At 48.3% G+C, this 17,955-nt stretch carries 17 protein-coding genes; 13 read left to right on the top strand and 4 right to left on the bottom strand.

Annotated features, from left to right (window positions below):
- Nucleotides 1–115: 115 nt before the first annotated feature.
- Complete coding sequence (locus MD588_RS14850; protein WP_265698168.1) at nt 116–1,456, top strand: sigma-54-dependent transcriptional regulator; 1,341 nt, start codon at nt 116–118, stop codon at nt 1,454–1,456.
- A 406-nt stretch (nt 1,457–1,862) separates the two neighbouring features.
- Nucleotides 1,863–2,108 (top strand): hypothetical protein, encoded by a 246-nt coding sequence (locus tag MD588_RS14845; RefSeq protein ID WP_265698166.1) that lies wholly within the window; start codon nt 1,863–1,865, stop codon nt 2,106–2,108.
- 280 nt (nt 2,109–2,388) lie between these two features.
- On the opposite strand, the gene MD588_RS14840 is transcribed toward MD588_RS14845, so the two are convergent.
- A complete protein-coding gene (locus MD588_RS14840; RefSeq protein ID WP_265698165.1) occupies nt 2,389–3,423 on the bottom strand; it encodes an NADP(H)-dependent aldo-keto reductase in 1,035 nt (344 codons plus the stop codon).
- 190 nt (nt 3,424–3,613) lie between these two features.
- Here MD588_RS14840 and MD588_RS14835 point away from each other — a divergent pair, with 190 nt between their 5' ends.
- On the top strand, nt 3,614–3,916 hold the full coding sequence (locus tag MD588_RS14835) for a DUF6482 family protein (protein WP_265698164.1): 303 nt from the start codon (nt 3,614–3,616) through the stop codon (nt 3,914–3,916).
- Here MD588_RS14835 and mutH read toward each other — a convergent pair.
- Nucleotides 3,911–4,579: a DNA mismatch repair endonuclease MutH gene (gene mutH / locus MD588_RS14830; protein ID WP_265698163.1), complete on the bottom strand. Its 669-nt coding sequence runs from the start codon at nt 4,577–4,579 to the stop codon at nt 3,911–3,913. The two genes, MD588_RS14835 and mutH, sit on opposite strands and share 6 nt — an antisense overlap.
- An 845-nt stretch (nt 4,580–5,424) precedes the next feature.
- Between mutH and rppH the strand changes: the two genes are divergently transcribed.
- The 5 genes from rppH (at nt 5,425) to MD588_RS14805 (ending at nt 11,159) form a co-directional block, all read left to right on the top strand.
- Entirely contained in the window at nt 5,425–5,946 is a 522-nt protein-coding gene (gene rppH / locus MD588_RS14825) for an RNA pyrophosphohydrolase (RefSeq protein WP_265698162.1), read from the top strand.
- A gap of 283 nt (nt 5,947–6,229) precedes the next feature.
- Complete coding sequence (gene ptsP / locus MD588_RS14820) at nt 6,230–8,488, top strand: phosphoenolpyruvate--protein phosphotransferase (RefSeq protein ID WP_265698161.1); 2,259 nt, start codon at nt 6,230–6,232, stop codon at nt 8,486–8,488.
- Nucleotides 8,489–8,494: 6 nt separating this feature from the next.
- The gene (locus MD588_RS14815; RefSeq protein ID WP_265698159.1) at nt 8,495–9,298 is read left to right on the top strand and encodes a sulfite exporter TauE/SafE family protein; all 804 of its coding nucleotides are present in this window, start codon (nt 8,495–8,497) and stop codon (nt 9,296–9,298) included.
- Nucleotides 9,299–9,352: 54 nt separating this feature from the next.
- The gene (gene lgt, locus MD588_RS14810) at nt 9,353–10,159 is read left to right on the top strand and encodes a prolipoprotein diacylglyceryl transferase (protein WP_265698158.1); all 807 of its coding nucleotides are present in this window, start codon (nt 9,353–9,355) and stop codon (nt 10,157–10,159) included.
- A gap of 148 nt (nt 10,160–10,307) precedes the next feature.
- Nucleotides 10,308–11,159, top strand: coding sequence for a thymidylate synthase (locus MD588_RS14805; protein WP_265698157.1), 852 nt, complete (start codon nt 10,308–10,310; stop codon nt 11,157–11,159).
- A 178-nt stretch (nt 11,160–11,337) separates the two neighbouring features.
- Here the strand turns inward: MD588_RS14805 and MD588_RS14800 are convergent, their stop codons facing one another.
- Complete coding sequence (locus MD588_RS14800; RefSeq protein ID WP_265698155.1) at nt 11,338–12,480, bottom strand: Na/Pi symporter; 1,143 nt, start codon at nt 12,478–12,480, stop codon at nt 11,338–11,340.
- Between the two features lie 493 nt (nt 12,481–12,973).
- Here MD588_RS14800 and nhaA point away from each other — a divergent pair, with 493 nt between their 5' ends.
- The 4 genes from nhaA to MD588_RS14780 all read left to right on the top strand — a co-directional run bounded on the left by nhaA (nt 12,974) and on the right by MD588_RS14780 (nt 15,817).
- The gene (gene nhaA, locus MD588_RS14795) at nt 12,974–14,146 is read left to right on the top strand and encodes a Na+/H+ antiporter NhaA (protein WP_265698154.1); all 1,173 of its coding nucleotides are present in this window, start codon (nt 12,974–12,976) and stop codon (nt 14,144–14,146) included.
- Nucleotide 14,147: 1 nt separating this feature from the next.
- Entirely contained in the window at nt 14,148–14,414 is a 267-nt protein-coding gene (locus MD588_RS14790; RefSeq protein WP_265698153.1) for a hypothetical protein, read from the top strand.
- A gap of 113 nt (nt 14,415–14,527) precedes the next feature.
- Complete coding sequence (nhaR, locus tag MD588_RS14785) at nt 14,528–15,415, top strand: transcriptional activator NhaR (protein WP_265698151.1); 888 nt, start codon at nt 14,528–14,530, stop codon at nt 15,413–15,415.
- A gap of 105 nt (nt 15,416–15,520) precedes the next feature.
- Nucleotides 15,521–15,817 carry an ArsR/SmtB family transcription factor gene (locus tag MD588_RS14780; RefSeq protein WP_265698150.1) on the top strand — a complete coding sequence of 99 codons (297 nt, stop codon included), beginning with the start codon at nt 15,521–15,523 and terminating at the stop codon, nt 15,815–15,817.
- A gap of 86 nt (nt 15,818–15,903) precedes the next feature.
- Here MD588_RS14780 and rpsT read toward each other — a convergent pair whose 3' ends face one another.
- Nucleotides 15,904–16,164, bottom strand: a complete 261-nt coding sequence (gene rpsT / locus MD588_RS14775; RefSeq protein WP_075762540.1) for a 30S ribosomal protein S20 — start codon at nt 16,162–16,164, stop codon at nt 15,904–15,906.
- 210 nt (nt 16,165–16,374) lie between these two features.
- On the opposite strand from rpsT, the gene murJ reads away from it, so the two are divergent.
- Nucleotides 16,375–17,934, top strand: a complete 1,560-nt coding sequence (murJ, locus tag MD588_RS14770) for a murein biosynthesis integral membrane protein MurJ (RefSeq protein WP_265698149.1) — start codon at nt 16,375–16,377, stop codon at nt 17,932–17,934.
- The last annotated feature ends 21 nt before the right edge of the window (nt 17,935–17,955 follow it).

The raw sequence follows: 17,955 nt of genomic DNA, 5'->3' as shown, positions 1-17,955 counted from the left end.
AGTCTTGGTTTATTGCAGATGGATTCTCCTGTGAGAATCGACGGTTTGAGATAACACGGCTAAGCCGTGGGTAACGAGTTAGGTGTTATTACTGGCAGATGGAAGGCGGTAAAGAATGAGCACAGAATTGAAGCGCGCTTCAGCCCTGGGGACATTAATCGTTCTAGGGGGCAACAATATACCCTGGATCACATCATTGGAGCAGGCAGGTTGGCTCTGCTATCGCTGTTATGATCTTCGTACTGCCGAATCATTGTTGCTTGAAGTGGGGCCTTGTATCGGTGTGGTTGATCTGACTCAGGACGAATTCAGCCTCAATGGTATCGCAGGGGTGGTTAACCGTAATAAGCAAGCCCGTTGGCTGGCTTTGGTCCGTGAAGAGCAACTCAATACGGAGTCAATCTGTCAGTTTATCGTGAGCTTCTGTATCGACTATTTTACTTCTCCGGTTCCTGAGTCTCAGTTACTGAAGACCATTGGTCATCAGTTGGGGATGCTGCAGCTGGAGCGTAAAGTGTGGCCTGAACTCGGTCAATTTGGCCAGCATGGATTGCAGGGTAATGCGGCTGCGATGAAGAAGTTACGTCATCAGGTAAAGCGTATGGCAGTGGCCGACATGCCGGTGTTTGTGCAGGGCGAGATAGGCACCGGCAAAGAACTGGTTGCTCAGGCAATTCACCAAGCCTCAACCAGGGCCAAAGCGGCGTTTGTTGGCGTGAGTTGTGAGGCGGTAAATGCGTCTTGGCAGATAACCGATGATGATAGCCAGCCAGAACAGAGCCGGTGCTGTTTTTCCGCAGCCGATCAGGGGGTACTGTATCTTGATGAAATATCTGGCCTGAATGATGAGCGGCAGCAGGAATTATTGTGCTTTCTACAAGATGGTAGCTTCACGACGGCAGGTGGTCGGCTGATACAGTCTGACATTCGTCTAATCGTATCGACGCGTTATCCACTGGAAGAGCTGCTGGCCGATGGGAAAATTCGTGAGGATCTTTATTATCGGTTGAACGTACTTAGCTTGACGGTACCGGCACTACGCGAGCGTGGCGAAGACATCTTGCTGTTGGCTGAGTACTTGTTGCTAAAGTTCTCCCGTCAGTACAACAGTGTTGCAAAGAGCATATCGGAGGAGGCACAGAAGCTGTTGTTGAACTATCCGTGGCCAGGTAATGTCCGTGAGCTGATTAGTCAGATCAAGCGAGCCATTCTTCTGACCGAAAGCAAAACGATTGAGGTTGAACACCTTGATCTTCCTCGCCTGGTGGATGACAAGCAGAGCTTGAAGAAAATTCGGGAAGAGTCAGAGCGAAGCGCATTACTAACGGTGCTGGAAAATAACAAAGGACAGATTTCTGCAGCCGCACGTGAGCTGGGAGTATCGCGTGCGACCATGTACCGGTTGCTGAATAAGCATGATTTGGTCCCGCCTCCCCGCCATCTTCGCCAAAGCTAAGCGATAGATGATGTAAACAGCCAAAGCGCCCTAGGGCGCTTACCAATCATGCTAATTTATTAACCTAATCCGAGGGTTACGAGGGGAATATGCGAGTCGGAACCAGAGAATTTAGCATAAAGTATTATTATGCATTTGGGTGCTAATATATACTTGTTTTATTTAACTAAGTGGTTAAAATTAAAACAACTTTACCCCTTTCCACTTATTACCAGGAGGAACATATGATGATTATCAGTACTTTGAAATATCTGCGTCCTGCTGGTGATGTCTCTAAGCACACCAACCAATAACAGCAATCCGCTGTGTAAACGGGCCGCGGATACCTGTCGCGGCTAGTAAAGTTGTCAGCCTGAACAGTTGTATCTGTGTCCCTCCGATAATTTATCTTATGGAGAGCACAACTATGCGCCAATCAGTCTATTTACGTATCGCCGTTTTGTTAATTCGTCTTGACGTTCATCGTGAAGATGCCGCCTGGCGTCGTGAACATCGTCGAATTACGATTCATCTCCCACATTTTTCTGAGCATATGCTGCAGGATGTCGGAGTCGGCAAAGATCAACGTATTGCACATAACCTTGTATCAACCAAAGCCACTCGCATGGCACGTCACCTGAGACGAGAATATAAATCACGACTCATGACGTAACGATAGCGCCTTGCTCTATACGTAAGGAGCAAGGCGCCACAACCAAAGTCGGCCTGCAAACTCAGGTCGAGGGCTTAACCAGCGTACTGACAACATGGGTTGTAACCAATGACAACGCTTTGTGACAATGCTTGCCTCGAGAGCGGAGGAGCGATACTGTACAGGAATAAATCTATCAATACCGGCTGCGACCGACGTTGGTTGAGCTAATGTTTTGGCCCCCGTTATCGGGGGCTTTTTCATTTGCCGCTGGCCGCTGGCCGCTGGCCGCAGAGTGGTATTATGGGCAAGGGTTGGAGTAAGTGATACCGACAGCTTCCAAATCGGCCAGCACCTCCTCACTGAGGGTGAGGTTAATACTGTTTATATTCGCTTCTAGCTGTTCAAGATCCGTTGCTCCAATGATATTGGATGCGATGAAAGGACGTTGGTTAACGAAGGCGAGCGCCATTTGGGCCGGATCCAAGCCATGTTTTCTGGCGACATCAACATAGGCTTGAGTTGCGGCTACTCCCTGCGGGTTGAAATAACGCGAAAATCGTTCAAACAGGGTACAGCGGGCACCATCCGGCCGGGCTCCGTTTAAATATTTGCCGCTTAGCGTACCGAATGCCAGTGGTGAATAGGCCAACAGCTCCACCCCTTCATGATGGCTGATCTCTGACAGGCCAATCTCAAAGCTTCGGTTAAGCAGGTTGTAGGGGTTTTGAATTGAAATCACACGCGGGAGGTTATGCTTTTCGGCCAGGCGCAGGAACGACATGACTCCCCATGGTGTTTCATTTGACAGACCGATATAACGGATTTTACCGGCACGGATCAACTCGGCCAGTGCTTCTAGTGAGTCGGAGAACGTCACACCGGAATGGTCTTCTTGGTATTGGTAGTTGAGGTTGCCAAAACAGTTGGTTTCCCGTTGCGGCCAGTGCAGTTGGTAGAGATCAATATAATCGGTCTGCAGGCGATTGAGGCTAGTTTCAATCGCGTCATGGATATTGCGTCGATCCAATGCCATATTTTCACGGATATAGGGCAGCCCTCTGGGGCCTGCAACTTTGGTAGCCAGCACCACCTTGTCTCGCTTACCGGATTTTTTCAGCCAGTTACCGATATAGGTTTCGGTCAGCCCTTGGCTCTCGGGTTGAGGCGGCACCGGATACATCTCCGCGGTATCGATGAAATTCACACCGCGCTCAAAAGCCAAATCCAGTTGGCTGTGCGCTTCCGATTCGCTGTTTTGTTCGCCGAAGGTCATGGTGCCGAGGCAGATTTTACTGACTTCTAGCGAAGAGTGGGGGAGTTTATGGTATTCCATCAGCCCTCCTTGGACCGGTTATTTATCTTGAATATAACCTGTCTTTCAGAAGCTGAGAAGACTGTAAAATCAACAAGATCTATATTTAATCTATCAGTCGCACCTTGCCGTAATTGCTAACCTGTCACATAGTTATACACTGATGATACAAACGATCCGATTTTCGGTCGCAGGGATCCTAGGAGATATAATGAAACTATCTCAGTTGAAGCATTGGTTGAAAGCACATGATGGAAAGGCGCCAAAATGTATTCTGACCAGCTATGCGGGCTGCTCGGATTACCTAATGGAAGTTGAGTTTAAACATCAACTGGAGCCGTTGAAGGATGATAATGACGCAATGCTGCGTTTTCAGTCTATCGAGCAGGTCAAAGATCTTCTCCGTCCGTTGGGGATCACTTCTGTCGTACTACGGGTGACCGACCCTTATGATGAATTCTCGCCTGATGGCAAGGTGTCAGAGTGCCGGGAAGATATGACTATCTCGTTATAAAATGAAATATCGCTCAAGCAGTTCTGCAGTGAAGTTGGTTTTCAGATAAAAGCCACGCGGAAGGGTTTTTATTGGCTGACCATTCGCTCCATAGGCTTCTGTCAATGCTTTGCTGTTGGCGGCTTTCGGACGAAGCTGCAAGATCTCTCCGTGCCGAGCAGTGATCTGTTCAACTTGCCCTAATACGATCATATCCATTAGTTCCTCCCAGTCTCGTCGCAAGCGCTGTTCTTCATTGGCCGATGGGCTCCAAAGCAATGGCGAGCCGACATGACGGTCAGCCAACGGAATATCTCGCTCGCCTTCTACCGGGATCCAAAGTACTTTGGCTAACTTATGTCGTATATGGCTATTTTCCCAATGTAGCCCCTGGAGGCCAATTAACGGGGCTACACAGACAAATGTGGTTTCTAGCGGCTTACCGTGATAACCAATCGGAATGGTTTTGAGTTCAATTCCCAAATCGACAAAGTCGGGAACGGGTTGACTGCCTGCTGTTGCACCAAGATGCCACTCGAGTAATTGGCCGACCCAGCCTTTATCCCGCTTTAGGTCCGGTGGTGTGGCGATACCTGCCTGTTGGGCCAACTCACCCAGAGTTAAGCCAGCTAAATCATGGGCTCGGTTTAGGAGTTCTTGTTCAGTTTGGGGAGTTGGGCGCATAACATTAGAGGCCAGTTTTAGATGGTTCGTTGCTTAAGTCGAAATACTATCATAGCGGCTTTATGCTGATAATAGCTGGAAACGAGATCATCGTTAGTCACTCGGACGCAGTCGCCTACAGCCTTGATGGTTACCCCGCCGTCATCACGCGGTTAAAAAACGCTCGATCCTGTTGTCAACAAGAGGTGTTACGAAGGTATATCTTGTCGCGCTTGTTGTTAAGTTTATGAATAATAATAGTTTTTATTGTTTTTAAAGATGGGGTGGTTGAGTTGGTAATGAAGATAACGCGCCTTATACAGTAAGAATGTAAGGATCTTTCACAAAGATATCCACAGGATGTTTGGATAAATCTTTTTATTTATCACTATCTGGTTATTTATCCAGGTGTTCGAGGAGTTTTTGAGCATGATGGTGGTGGGTTTTTGTTCAAATTGGAGCTGGGCATGTGGATAACGCCATGATTGGTTGATCTTTGACCGATCCATTTTTTCTAACAAAAATGATCCTCTTATTATCATCGAATGATTTTGGGGTTGTTTTTAACTTATTGTTTATTATGTCATTATTTATTGTTTGTTAGCGGGTGATAACGATATTTTATGATTGCCCACCTGGTAAAACTGACCTCTGACGGGGCTTCTGCACAAATCTATCCACAGAAAGCGTGTATAAATGTGGCATAGGTCTCATTTGTCTGTTTATAAACTATTCGGTTATTTGAAGTTATCCATAAACTGAGTGCTAGGTAGGAAAAAACGGTTATTAATTAGAATGTTTGTTTACCCATTGCATCGACTGTGAAAAAATCACTGCTAATAGAGAATTATACTTGAGGTCGTCCAGTGATTGATGGCGATGGGTACCGCCCTAATGTAGGGATAGTTATCTGTAATAGCCATGGCCAAGTATTCTGGGCTCGACGATATGGACAGCATTCCTGGCAGTTTCCGCAAGGCGGTATTGATGAAGGGGAAACCCCTGAGCAGGCCATGTATCGGGAACTGTATGAGGAAGTAGGGCTTACTAAAAAAGATGTCCGAATTTTGGCGTCAAGCCGTCACTGGCTACGTTATAAATTACCCAAGCGTCTTGTAAGGTGGGACTCTAAACCTGTTTGTATCGGGCAAAAGCAAAAATGGTTTTTGCTCAGCTTGGAATGTGATGAGTCAAAGGTGAATATGCAGCGTGGCAACACGCCTGAGTTTGATGGTTGGCGGTGGGTGAGTTATTGGTACCCAGTGCGTCAAGTCGTGTCTTTTAAGCGGGATGTTTATCGACGCGCGCTGAAAGAGTTTGCCGCGATGGCCATGCCATTCAAAGAAAGAAAAGAGCGCAAGATCAAGCGAAGAGGCAAGCGAGGATAGCTCAGCTAGAGTCTGTTGACCTTGCATCGCCTTTCCTGCTGGAGGCGATTTTTTACGATAACAAGGCGGAGGAGTTCAATCATAGCTTTCTATATTGACATTCCGATAACGCAGTTAGCGAGGAAAATAGTCCCAGCCCTTCGGGAAGAGGCTAACAAGGCTTCATTCTGCGTTACTCAGAACTTATTTAGCGGGCTAAACCGCATTCTTCGTGCCTTGCCTGAAGACCTTTTTAGTCTCTACAGGTGTGGCGCAGAAAGGCCAACAGACCCTAGGGTTTATTATGCTGACGCAGCTTAGAGAAATTGTAGAGAAAGTCGCAAGCGCACAAAGTTTGATTGAAGCGCTCGATCAGCTTGTCGTCAGTACATGCCGGGCGATGAAAACAGAGTGTTGCTCTGTTTATATTGCAGACCATAAACGTAAGCAGTATACCCTGATGGCAACGCAGGGGCTGAGAAAGCCCCATCGCCAGATCGGGTTGGCATTTGGTGAAGGCCTTGTTGGCTTAGTGGGCAGTCGTGCCGAGCCAATCAATGTCGCCGATGCAAGGCATCACCCTCATTTCAAACATCTTCCCGGTACGGGGGAAGAGTCTTTTTGTTCGTTTTTTGGTACACCTATTATTCATCAGCGCCAGGTCTTGGGTGTATTGGTTATTCAGCAGCGCCAGCGGCGGGAGTTTGATGAAAGTGAAGAATCTTTCATGGTTACTTTGGCAGCCCAGCTCGCGGTGATCTTTGCCCATGCCAGAGCACAGGGCATGTGGCCGGATCAGCGTAATGGCCTGCATCTGATAGGTTCAGCAGCTTCGACCGGTGTGGCGGTTGCCCGTGCCTGGTGGGATGATAATCAACCTCGATTGGAGCAGGTACTGCCTGCCTCTTGCCTGGATACAGAAGCGGAGCTGGAAAGGCTGAGCATTGCTATCGAGCTTGCCAGTGCGGAGTTTCGCCGACTGCGAAAGCGTTTCGATAATGACCTGCATAAAGAGACATTGGCTATCTTCGATCTGTTTAGCCACTTGCTCAATGATCCGATGCTACGCAAAGATTTGTTCGCCAAGATTGAAGGTGGTGATTTGGCAGAGTGGGCAATCCGACAGGTGGTTGAAGCCTACTCTGATCGTTTTGCCAACATGAAGGATGAATACCTGAAAGAGCGAGCACAGGATATTCGTGAACTTGGCCAGCGCCTGTTGTTCTTTCTCAATAATGACGATGTCACCGAGTATCAGTGGGATGAGCCTATTGTACTGTTAACCCGTGAACTGACGGCTGCGATGCTCGCAAGTATTCCTCGAGAAAAACTGGCTGCGGTTGTGGCGCAGGAAGGGGCGGCAAACTCTCATGCTGCTATCTTGTCCCGAGCATTGGGTATTCCTGCCATCATGGGGGTCGACTTTATTCCGGAGGTTGTTCATAACTGTCAGGTGGTGGTTGATGGTTACCGGGGTGACTTCCTGGTAAATCCTAACCGGCACGTACTGGCCGAATATACTCGCCTGCTTAAAGAAGAAAATGAGCTTACCAAGACGGTGGAGGAGGAGCTCAATAAAGCCTCTTATACTCAGGATAACCAGCGTATTCATATTCATCTCAATGCCGGTTTGAGTGCTGATACCAGTATTGCCGTCAATAAAGGGGTGGACGGTGTTGGTTTATACCGAACCGAAGTCCCGTTTTTATTGCAGCGTAGTTTTCCATCCGAAGAAGAGCAAACCCAGCAGTATCGAGCAATATTATCGACTTATCGCGATAAGCTGGTGGTGATGCGCACGCTCGATATTGGTGGCGACAAGCCGTTGCCCTATCTTGCGATAGAAGAAGATAACCCGTTTCTGGGCTGGCGGGGGATCCGCTTTACCTTGGATCATCCTGAAATTTTCCTGATCCAGGTTCGTGCGATGCTTAAAGCGAGTATCGGCTTGGAAAATATGGACATTTTGCTACCGATGATCTCCGGTATTTCCGAGCTTGAAGAATCTAAGGCATTGATCGAAAGGGCTTATACGGAAGTAGCCAAATATGCCACAGAGCAAGGTAAGGTCCTCAAGCGACCTCGGCTGGGGATAATGATTGAAGTCCCGTCGATACTGTACCAACTGCATGCGCTGAAGGGGATGGTTGACTTTATTTCTGTCGGTAGCAATGACCTGACGCAGTATTTACTGGCCGTTGACCGGAACAATTCGCGGGTTGCAAATGTCTATGATGCATTGCATCCTGCGGTACTTCATGCCCTGAAGCATATTATTGATACCAGCAAGGCGTTAAATATACCGGTGAGTGTCTGCGGCGAGCTAGCTGGTGACCCGGTAGGGGCATTATTGCTGGTTGGGATGGGATACCGCTCATTGAGTATGAATACCCGTAACGTTGCCAAGATTAAGTATATCTTACGCCATATTTCGGTCAGTGAGATGGAGCAGCTGGTTCAATTTGCTTTACAGGCCACATTGGCCGATGATGTGCGCAGAAAGGCAACTGAGTTTGTCGATGAGCGCGGTTTAGGTGGGTTTATTCGCGCGGGTAAGCAGTAGGTTAGAATGATAGATCATGCGTTATGGCTGTTTGCCATGTGTTTAGTGCTGGGCAGTGGGGTCGGTTTACTCGCGGGGATGCTGGGCATTGGCGGTGGCTTGGTGGTAGTACCGGCTTTGGTATGGCTACTGCCCCGAGCGGGTATTGATAGTGAATTGGTGATGCATATTGCCTTGGCGACATCATTGGCCAGTATTGTATTGACCTCTGGCTCGTCGGCTCGTAATCATATCAAACTGGGCAATGTGGATTTCTCGATTGTGAAGTCTCTGGCTCCGGGGGTGATTATTGGCGGACTTGGCGGTAGCATTATTGCTGAGTTGGTTCCGACTGAACTATTGCCGAAAATATTTGCCGTAATAGTGTTGTTACTGGCGTTGCAAATGCTGGTATCAATGCGGATTTCTGGCCAGCGTCCGTTACCGGGGCCGGTGAAGACGGTGTGCAGTGGCGGGGTGATCGGTGTGGTATCGAGCTTAGCCGGTATTGGTGGTGGTTCTCTGACCGTACCATACTTAAGCTGGCACGGTGTGGAAATGCGCCGGGCAATCGGCTGTGCCTCGTTGTCGGGGGCATTGATTGCGGTGGCTGGTATGGTTGGCTTTATTACCGCAGGCGTTGGTGACGAGGCATTGCCTGCGATGAGTATTGGGTATGTTTATTTGCCGGCGTTGGTTGGGATTGTAATGACCTCGATGGTCACAACCCGCTATGGTGCGGCATTGGTCAGCCGTTTGCCGACCATGACATTGAAAAAGATTTTTGCCGTCTTTTTGTTGGTTATCAGCACGAAGATGTTTTTGGGATAATTGCTTCAAGTGGTGAGATACTAGAACTTGCTGCTAATTTCTGAGATTGATTTAATGAGCCAAGGTTATTTGACGTTTCCAAACATTGACCCGATTTTGATTGAGATCGGTCCGCTGGCAATTCGCTGGTATGGTCTGATGTATCTGCTGGGTTTTGTTTTTGCCATGTGGCTGGCGAATCGCCGGGCAGACAAACCGGGCAGCGGTTGGACCCGTGAGCAGGTCAGTGACTTGTTATTTGCCGGCTTCCTCGGCGTCGTCCTGGGTGGCCGTATTGGCTATGTGATTTTCTATAACTTTGACCTGTTTCTTGCCAACCCGCTCTACTTGTTCAAAGTCTGGACAGGCGGCATGTCATTCCATGGCGGCCTGCTGGGGGTGATCACGGCGATGTTCTGGTATGCCCATAAGCATGGCCGGACTTTTTTCAACGTGGCAGATTTTATTGCGCCGCTGGTACCGTTTGGTCTCGGTGTCGGGCGGTTGGGCAACTTTATTAACGGCGAGCTGTGGGGGCGTACGACCGATGTGCCGTGGGCAATGGTGTTTCCGACCGGTGGCCCGCTGCCTCGTCATCCATCACAGTTGTATGAGTTCTTCTTAGAAGGCCTGGTATTGCTGGTTATTCTGAACGTATTTATTCGTAAGCCACGCCCTGCAGGTGCCGCATCTGGCTTGTTCCTGTTCGGTTACGGCAGCTTCCGCTTTCTCGTCGAGTATTTTCGTGAGCCGGATGCGCATTTAGGCTTGTTTGGCGGCTGGATCAGTATGGGACAGATCTTGTCTCTACCTATGGTTATTGGTGGTCTTTTGATGATGGTTTGGGCATATAAAACTCAGCCTAAAGGCAAGACAGCCTAACATCTGGTTACGGTGACTCATAACATAAGGGCAGTACCTTTTGGGTGCTGCCTTTTTTGTATTCTGATAAAATCGGGCGCAATTTTGTGTCTTGGTACCTTGCTACTTTGGTGGACAGGACACGGCTCTGAAATAAACGGGTGGGACGATGAAACAGTATTTAGACCTCTGTCAACGAATTGTTGACGACGGTACTTGGATTGAAAACAAGCGAACCGGCAAGCGATGCCTAACCGTGGTGAATGCCGATTTAACTTACGATGTGGCCAACAACCAGTTCCCACTGATCACGACGCGTAAGAGTTTCTGGAAGGCGGCAATTGCTGAATTGCTAGGTTATATCCGTGGTTATGACAATGCGGCTGACTTCCGTGCTCTGGGTACCAAGACCTGGGACATGAATGCCAATGATAACGAGGCATGGCTAAATAACCCCCATCGTAAAGGCCCTGATGATATGGGGAGAGTGTATGGCGTGCAGGGGCGAAGCTGGCAGAAGCCAGACGGCACGACGATTGACCAGTTGCGTAAAATTGTTGATGACCTGAGCCAGGGAATTGATGATCGTGGTGAAATCCTGACATTTTACAACCCGGGTGAGTTCGACATGGGGTGTCTGCGCCCATGCATGCATACCCATACTTTCTCGCTGTTGGGGGATACCCTGTACCTAACCAGCTACCAGCGTTCTTGTGACGTTCCGTTAGGCTTGAACTTCAATCAGATCCAAGTCTATACCTTGTTGGCATTGATGGCGCAGATCACGGGTAAGAAACCGGGTCAGGCCTATCACAAGATTATCAATGCTCACATTTACGAGGATCAGCTGGAGTTGATGCGTGATGTTCAGCTTAAGCGTGAGCCGTTTGAGTCACCGCAACTTATCATCAATCCGGAGATCAAGACGTTGGAGGATCTGGAGACCTGGGTAACTATGGATGACTTTGAAGTGGTGGGTTACCAGCATCACGAGCCGATCAAGTACCCTTTTTCTGTATAAGAGTGTTTCCCCGGGTAACAAAAATTTAGCGCTGAAATACTTTGGCGCTTGATACCGGAAATCAGAACAACAAAAAGCCCCGCATTGCGGGGCTTTTTTTATGCTTTGCTAGTTGCTAGTTGCTAGTTGCTAGTTGCTAGTTGCTAGTTGCTAGTTGCTAGTTGCTAGTTGCTAGTGCTTAGGCAGTAACAGCTAGGATAGTGCTCGGAATCGCTACAAACACTAGGCCAAGGTAGCCAGCAACAGCCATTTTGTTCTTGGTCGCCAGTTCGCCCAGGAAGAAAGCGGCTTTCAACGGTAGCTCACGCAGTACTGGTATACCAAAGATAAACAGTGTTGCCAGTACGTTGAACGACAGGTGTACCAGTGCAATTTGCAGAGCAAAGACGGCGAAGTCGCCAGAGATTGCTGTAGCAGCCAGCAGTGCTGTGATACAAGTACCGATATTGGCGCCCAGAGTGAAAGGATAAACATCACGCACTTTTAGCACGCCAGTACCCACTAGCGGTACCATTAGGCTGGTTGTTGTAGAAGATGACTGAACCAGAATAGTCACTACTGTACCTGATGCGATACCGTGTACTGGGCCACGGCCGATTGCACTCTTTAGAATTTCGCGAGCACGGCCAACCATCAGGCTGCGCATTAGTTTACCCATTGCTGTGATAGCAACGAAGATAAGTGCAATACCGATAAAGATGAGTACGACACCCCCCATATTGCCCATCGCTTCTAGTGGACCTTTCACCACTTCTACTGCAGGCTTGGTCAGCGGCTTCATGAAGTTCAGTCCCTTCATGCTCATATCGCCAGCACCCATCATTGGTGAAACTAACCATGACGATACTTTATCTAGTAGACCAAACATCATTTCCAGCGGAAGGAAGATTACAACAGCTAGTAGGTTAAAGAAGTCGTGAACCGTAGCACTTGCAAACGCGCGACGGAATTCGTCCTTGCAGCGTGCATGGCCAAGGCTAACTAGAGTATTGGTAAGAGTCGTACCGATATTGGCACCCATCACCATTGGAATAGCCGTTTCAACAGGCAGACCACCTGCAACAAGGCCTACAATAATTGAAGTAACAGTACTGGACGATTGAATCAGCGATGTAGCCACCAGGCCAATCATCAGACCGGCAATCGGGTGGGAAGCAAATTCAAACAGCGTTTTTGCTTGTTCACCTACCGACCATTTAAAGCCGCTGCTGACCATAGAGACAGCAACAAGTAGAACGTAAAGCATGAACGCTAGGTTTGCCCAGCGGACCCAGCGCATAGAGCTGTTCATTGGCTCAGCAGTAGTGGCTTGGGTAGTCATAATTATTTCTCCATGACAGGAATATGTCGTTTGGGTTTCATATTTTTGAAATCTGGGGGCGATGGTAGAGATCGAATATTTCAGAAATATGACACCGACTGTCATAAAGTAAATTTGTGCTTATTTTGTGACCGGCTGCAGCTGTGTGAAGTGTAATAAATACTTTACCTATGGTGGTAAGTTATTGATTTGTGGTTGTTCTTTTCCATTTTATTTGTTTTGGAAAAATGATGATGATTTAGGCTTTATTGCTTGAATATAGCTAGCTAGCAGTCATATTTTTCGCCTACTGTGTAATTTGATAGTAAGAAATACCTTTGTTTTATGACAGTGAAAAATTATTCTGCGGATATTACTTTGTTAGCCCTTAAATAGCTCGGTTTTTCCGATGTGTTATCTCTAAACAAACGATTTTTCACAATAGTAGTGTGACGACTAAACTAATTTTACACATTCTTTGTGATATCTGTTTCATGTAAAGGAGTTACGGTCGATGACCGAGGCAATTCGAAACTTTCTAAAATTAGAGTCTGCTGGCGGTATTATTTTAATTTTCGCCGCTGCGATCGCAATGATGATTGCGAATTCGCCGCTGGAGCCTCTATATAACGGCACGCTACATTCTTATGTTGCCGGCCTTTCTGTTGCGCACTGGATCAACGATGGCCTGATGGCAGTCTTCTTTCTATTGATTGGCTTGGAAGTTAAACGCGAGCTGATTGAAGGTGCGCTTAATACCAAAGAGAAAGCGATCTTCCCGGCGATTGCGGCTGTCGGCGGCATGCTTGCTCCGGCACTGGTTTATGTCGCATTCAACTATGCCGATCCGATGGCAATCAAAGGTTGGGCAATCCCTGCGGCGACGGATATTGCCTTCGCGCTGGGTATTATGGCACTGCTGGGTACCCGTGTGCCGGTTTCCCTTAAAGTGTTCCTGCTTGCCTTGGCTATTATTGATGACCTTGGTGTTATTGTGATTATCGCGCTGTTCTACAGCAGTGATCTGTCAACCCTGGCATTGGCTGTAGCGTTTGCCGCAACAGCAGCTCTGTTTGTAATGAATGCCAAGAACGTGACGAAGCTGTCTTGGTATCTCGTGGTCGGCGCTATCTTGTGGTTCAGTGTATTGAAGTCAGGTGTTCATGCGACACTAGCCGGTGTGGTACTTGGTTTTGCCATTCCGTTGAACGGTAAAGAAGGCCACTCGGAAAGCCAATCACCATTGAAGCACCTGGAGCATGTTCTGCACCCATATGTGGCATTCTTGATTCTGCCGTTGTTTGCCTTTGCCAATGCGGGGATCTCGCTAGAAGGCGTATCGCTATCCGGCCTGACATCTATGCTGCCACTCGGTATTGCACTGGGTCTGTTGATTGGCAAGCCGCTAGGGATCTTTACAGCCAGCTACCTGGCTGTGAAGGGGGGCGTGGCAAAATTACCTGATGGTATTGGTTTTTCCCATATCTTCGCAGTATCAGTGCTGTGTGGTATTGGCTTTACGATGTCTATCTTCATCTCGTCGCTGGCCTTTGTCGGTGCACCAGAAGATTTCAGCACTTATTCTCGATTAGGGATCTTGTTGGGGTCGACGGTATCAGCTGTTACGGGGTACTTGTTACTGAGCCGCGCGCTGCCAAAACAGTGCGTTGCCAAAACGGAGGCATAATATGAAGCGTTATCTTCTAAGCGTTGCAATCCTGATATCTTCAGCAGCCGTTGCGGCTCCTGATTATGACAGCTGCATCAATAATAGTAATACGGAAGTTTGTCAGGCCTATTTGGCCGGTCTTAGCCACGGTAAGGCTAGCGTTGATACTACGGCAATGGTTGAGCAGAAGGATACTTTCCGCTCCCGTGCCTTGGAGCAACGAGTAGGAGAGCGTTACCGTAAAACCGTGCAGGATGAGAAAAAGTCGATTCAGTCAACAAACTGATAAAGAATTATCTCTGATAGCTTATTCCGAAGCTGATAAAAGTTGAAGACCCCGGGGGCACAGCGTAAGCTGCGCATCTGGGGTTTTTTATATTTGGAAATTAGCATAACAGGATGTCTCATCTAAATTACAACCACCTCTATTACTTCTGGATGGTCTGTAAACAAGGTTCAGTAACGAAGGCCGCGGATGCATTATTTCTTGCTCCTCAAACGGTTACTGGACAAATCAGAGCGCTGGAAGAGAGACTGAAAGGCAAACTGACCAAACGGGTCGGGCGTAATATTGAACCGACCGAGCTGGGGCAGTTGGTATTTAAGTATGCCGACAAAATGTTTGACCTGAGTTACGAGATGCTGGATATCGTCAATTATACCCAGCGGGAAAACCAGCTACTGGAAGTAGGGGTCGCAGACGCCCTGTCAAAACGCCTAGTCAGTAAAGTGTTGCTGGAGGGGATCCCGGAAGATGAACGTATCCACCTACGTTGCTATGAGTCCACCCATGAAATGCTGCTGGAGCAACTCTCGCAGCACAAGCTTGATATGATCCTTTCTGACTGTCCCGTTGACTCGACACAGAGCCCGGGGCTATATAGTAAGAAGCTTGGCGAATCGACCATGAGCTTTTTCTGCTCGGTACCTGCAAAGGCTCTTAACTTTCCAGCCTGTATTGAAGACTATAAGTTATTGGTACCCGGCAGACGTACGGCGATGGGACGTAAGTTGCATCATTGGTTTGATCAGCAGGGGATCACGCCGAACATCCTCGGAGAGTTTGACGATGCGGCTTTGATGAAAGCATTTGGTTCGTATCATGAATCAATGTTTGTTGCGCCATCGATTTATGCAGTGGAAATCGAAGAGTCCAATACCATACGAGAAGTGAAGCGGGTAAAAGAAATTAAGGAAGAGTATTACGTTATTTTTGCCGAACGGATGATTATGCACCCGGCGGTAAAGAAGATCTGCGAAGCCGACTTCAGGAAGTTGTTTAAGTAATGTTGCACCTTTGCTGTTGAATTGGCGGTTTTTTAACGCCAATAACTAGCAAACCCAGTTTAAATTAAGTATATTAGCATTAACTTAAGTTAAAGTGGTGAAGGTATGGAACTGCAGCAAATGGAGCAGAATGCCCCTAAAGCCGTAGCATTACTGAAAGCCATGGCGAATGAACGACGTTTATTTATTCTGTGCTATCTGCTGGAAGAAGAAATGTCGGTTGGGATGATGAGTGAAAAGCTGGGTTTGAGTCAGTCTGCGTTATCTCAGCATTTGGCATGGCTACGGCGTGACGGATTGGTTGATACCCGAAAAGTAGCTCAAACGGTATATTACCGTTTAAAGAGTGATGAAGTCAGGGCGATGATCCAGTTGCTCCACAAAATGTACTGCGGTGCGTAGCATTGATGTATTGACCTGGAAAGTCCAGGTATAAAAAAAACCGGCGTGAGCCGGTTTTTTTTTAATGCTTAAATCGCAACTCTTAATTAAAGAGCTTTGATTTTCGCAGCTAGACGTGCTTTATGACGTGCAGCCTTGTTTTTGTGGATCAGGCCTTTAGTAGCCATGCGGTCCATAACAGGTTGCATTTCAGCAAACGCCTGAGAAGCAGCTTCTTTGTTGCCAGCTTCGATAGCAGCGATAACTTTTTTGAAGAAAGTGCGCATCATTGAACGACGGCTAGCGTTGTGCTGGCGACGTTTCTCAGAAGTGATAGCACGTTTCTTAGCAGATTTGATATTTGCCAAGGGTGTAACTCCCAAATTCTTGGTACGGTGACAATTTAAGGCCGAGGACTATGCCTGCAAAACCAAAGATTGTCAAATGATTTGTGCAAATAACCGCCTAACCAACAGAGTTGGCACTTGCGGATTAACACGGTTAATATGGCGGCAGATTTTAGCAGCATTTGGACTCGGAAGTCACCTCTTTCTGAGCCATCTTTATGAGGTTTTTTTGTGAGTAAGCGTCTTTTACGCTCCGGATTGATTGTCAGTACGATGACATTGGTCTCTCGAGTACTGGGATTAGTGCGAGATGTGGTAGTAGCGAACCTGATGGGAGCCGGAGCTGCCGCCGATGTTTTCTTTTTTGCCAACAAGATCCCCAACTTTTTACGTCGACTTTTTGCCGAGGGGGCCTTTTCCCAAGCATTTGTTCCTGTTTTGACTGAATCCCATGCCGCCGGCGATATGGATAAGACCCGTCAGTTGATTGCTCGGGCTTCTGGTACTCTGGGGGTCATTGTGTCTGTCGTGACGCTGCTGGGGATCGTGGGCTCGGGAGTTGTCACCGCGCTGTTCGGTGCCGGCTGGTTTATTGACTGGCTTAACGGCGGCCCGGCTGCACCAAAATTTGAACTGGCGAGCCTGTTGCTGAAGATCACCTTTCCTTATCTCTGGTTTATCACCTTTGTGGCCTTGTCGGGGGCAATCCTCAATACGCTGGGTAAGTTTGCGGTCTCTTCCTTTACCCCGGTATTTCTCAATGTTGCTATTATCGGCTGTGCCTGGTTTGTGGCCCCGAACCTGGAACAACCGGAAATCGGTCTGGCGCTGGGGGTCTTTCTTGGTGGTTTGATCCAGTTCCTGTTCCAGTTGCCTTTCTTATATAAAGAGGGGATGCTGGTAAAACCGCAGTGGGGCTGGCACGAACCAGGTGTGGTAAAAATCCGCACCCTGATGATCCCGGCACTGTTCGGGGTGTCGGTGAGCCAGATCAATTTGCTGTTTGATACCTTTATTGCCAGCTTCCTGGCGACTGGTTCGATCAGCTGGCTGTACTATTCAGACCGCTTGCTGGAATTTCCGCTTGGGCTTTTTGGTATTGCGATTGCCACGGTTATTCTGCCTGCCTTGTCGCGCAAGCATGTTGAGCAAACCGGCGACCAGTTTGCCCACACCATGGATTGGGGAGTTCGCATGGTCTTGCTGCTGGGCCTTCCGGCGATGCTGGGGCTGATGGTGCTGGCAAAACCGATGCTGATGGTGCTGTTTATGCGGGGCGAGTTCTCGCCGGCGGATGTCGAGCAGGCTTCTCTATCACTGCTGGCCTATGCCTCTGGCCTGCTTAACTTTATGTTGATTAAGGTGCTGGCACCGGGCTACTACGCCCGACAGGATACCAAGACACCAGTGCGCTATGGCATTATTGCGATGCTCACCAATATGGTGTTTAACGCCATATTTGCCTATCTGTATGGCTATATCGGCTTGGCAATGGCCACGGCGTTGTCAGCACTGGTGAATGCAGCCTTGCTTTACCGTGGCCTGCACCGCGCAAAGGTGTACCAGGTGTCGAAAACTACCCTGATGTTTGTCCTGCGCTTGGCTGTAGCTGGCTCGGCGATGGTGGCGGCCTTGTTATGGGTACTGCCGGCAATGGATCAGTGGCTGGCTTGGTCGTTGAGTTATCGGGTACTGTGGCTGGCGGGGCTGATAGGTCTCGGGGCGTTGGTTTATTTGTTGGCTGCGGGAGTGCTGGGTATCCGTCTGCATCACCTGCGAGCCGAGAGTTAACCCTGAATATAATGTGGCCTG

Source organism: Photobacterium obscurum, assembly GCF_026191635.1.
Taxonomy (GTDB): Bacteria; Pseudomonadota; Gammaproteobacteria; order Enterobacterales; family Vibrionaceae; genus Photobacterium; species Photobacterium obscurum.
The sequence above is the reverse complement of the archived record's forward strand: the minus strand, read 5'-3'. Positions and strand labels throughout refer to the sequence as shown.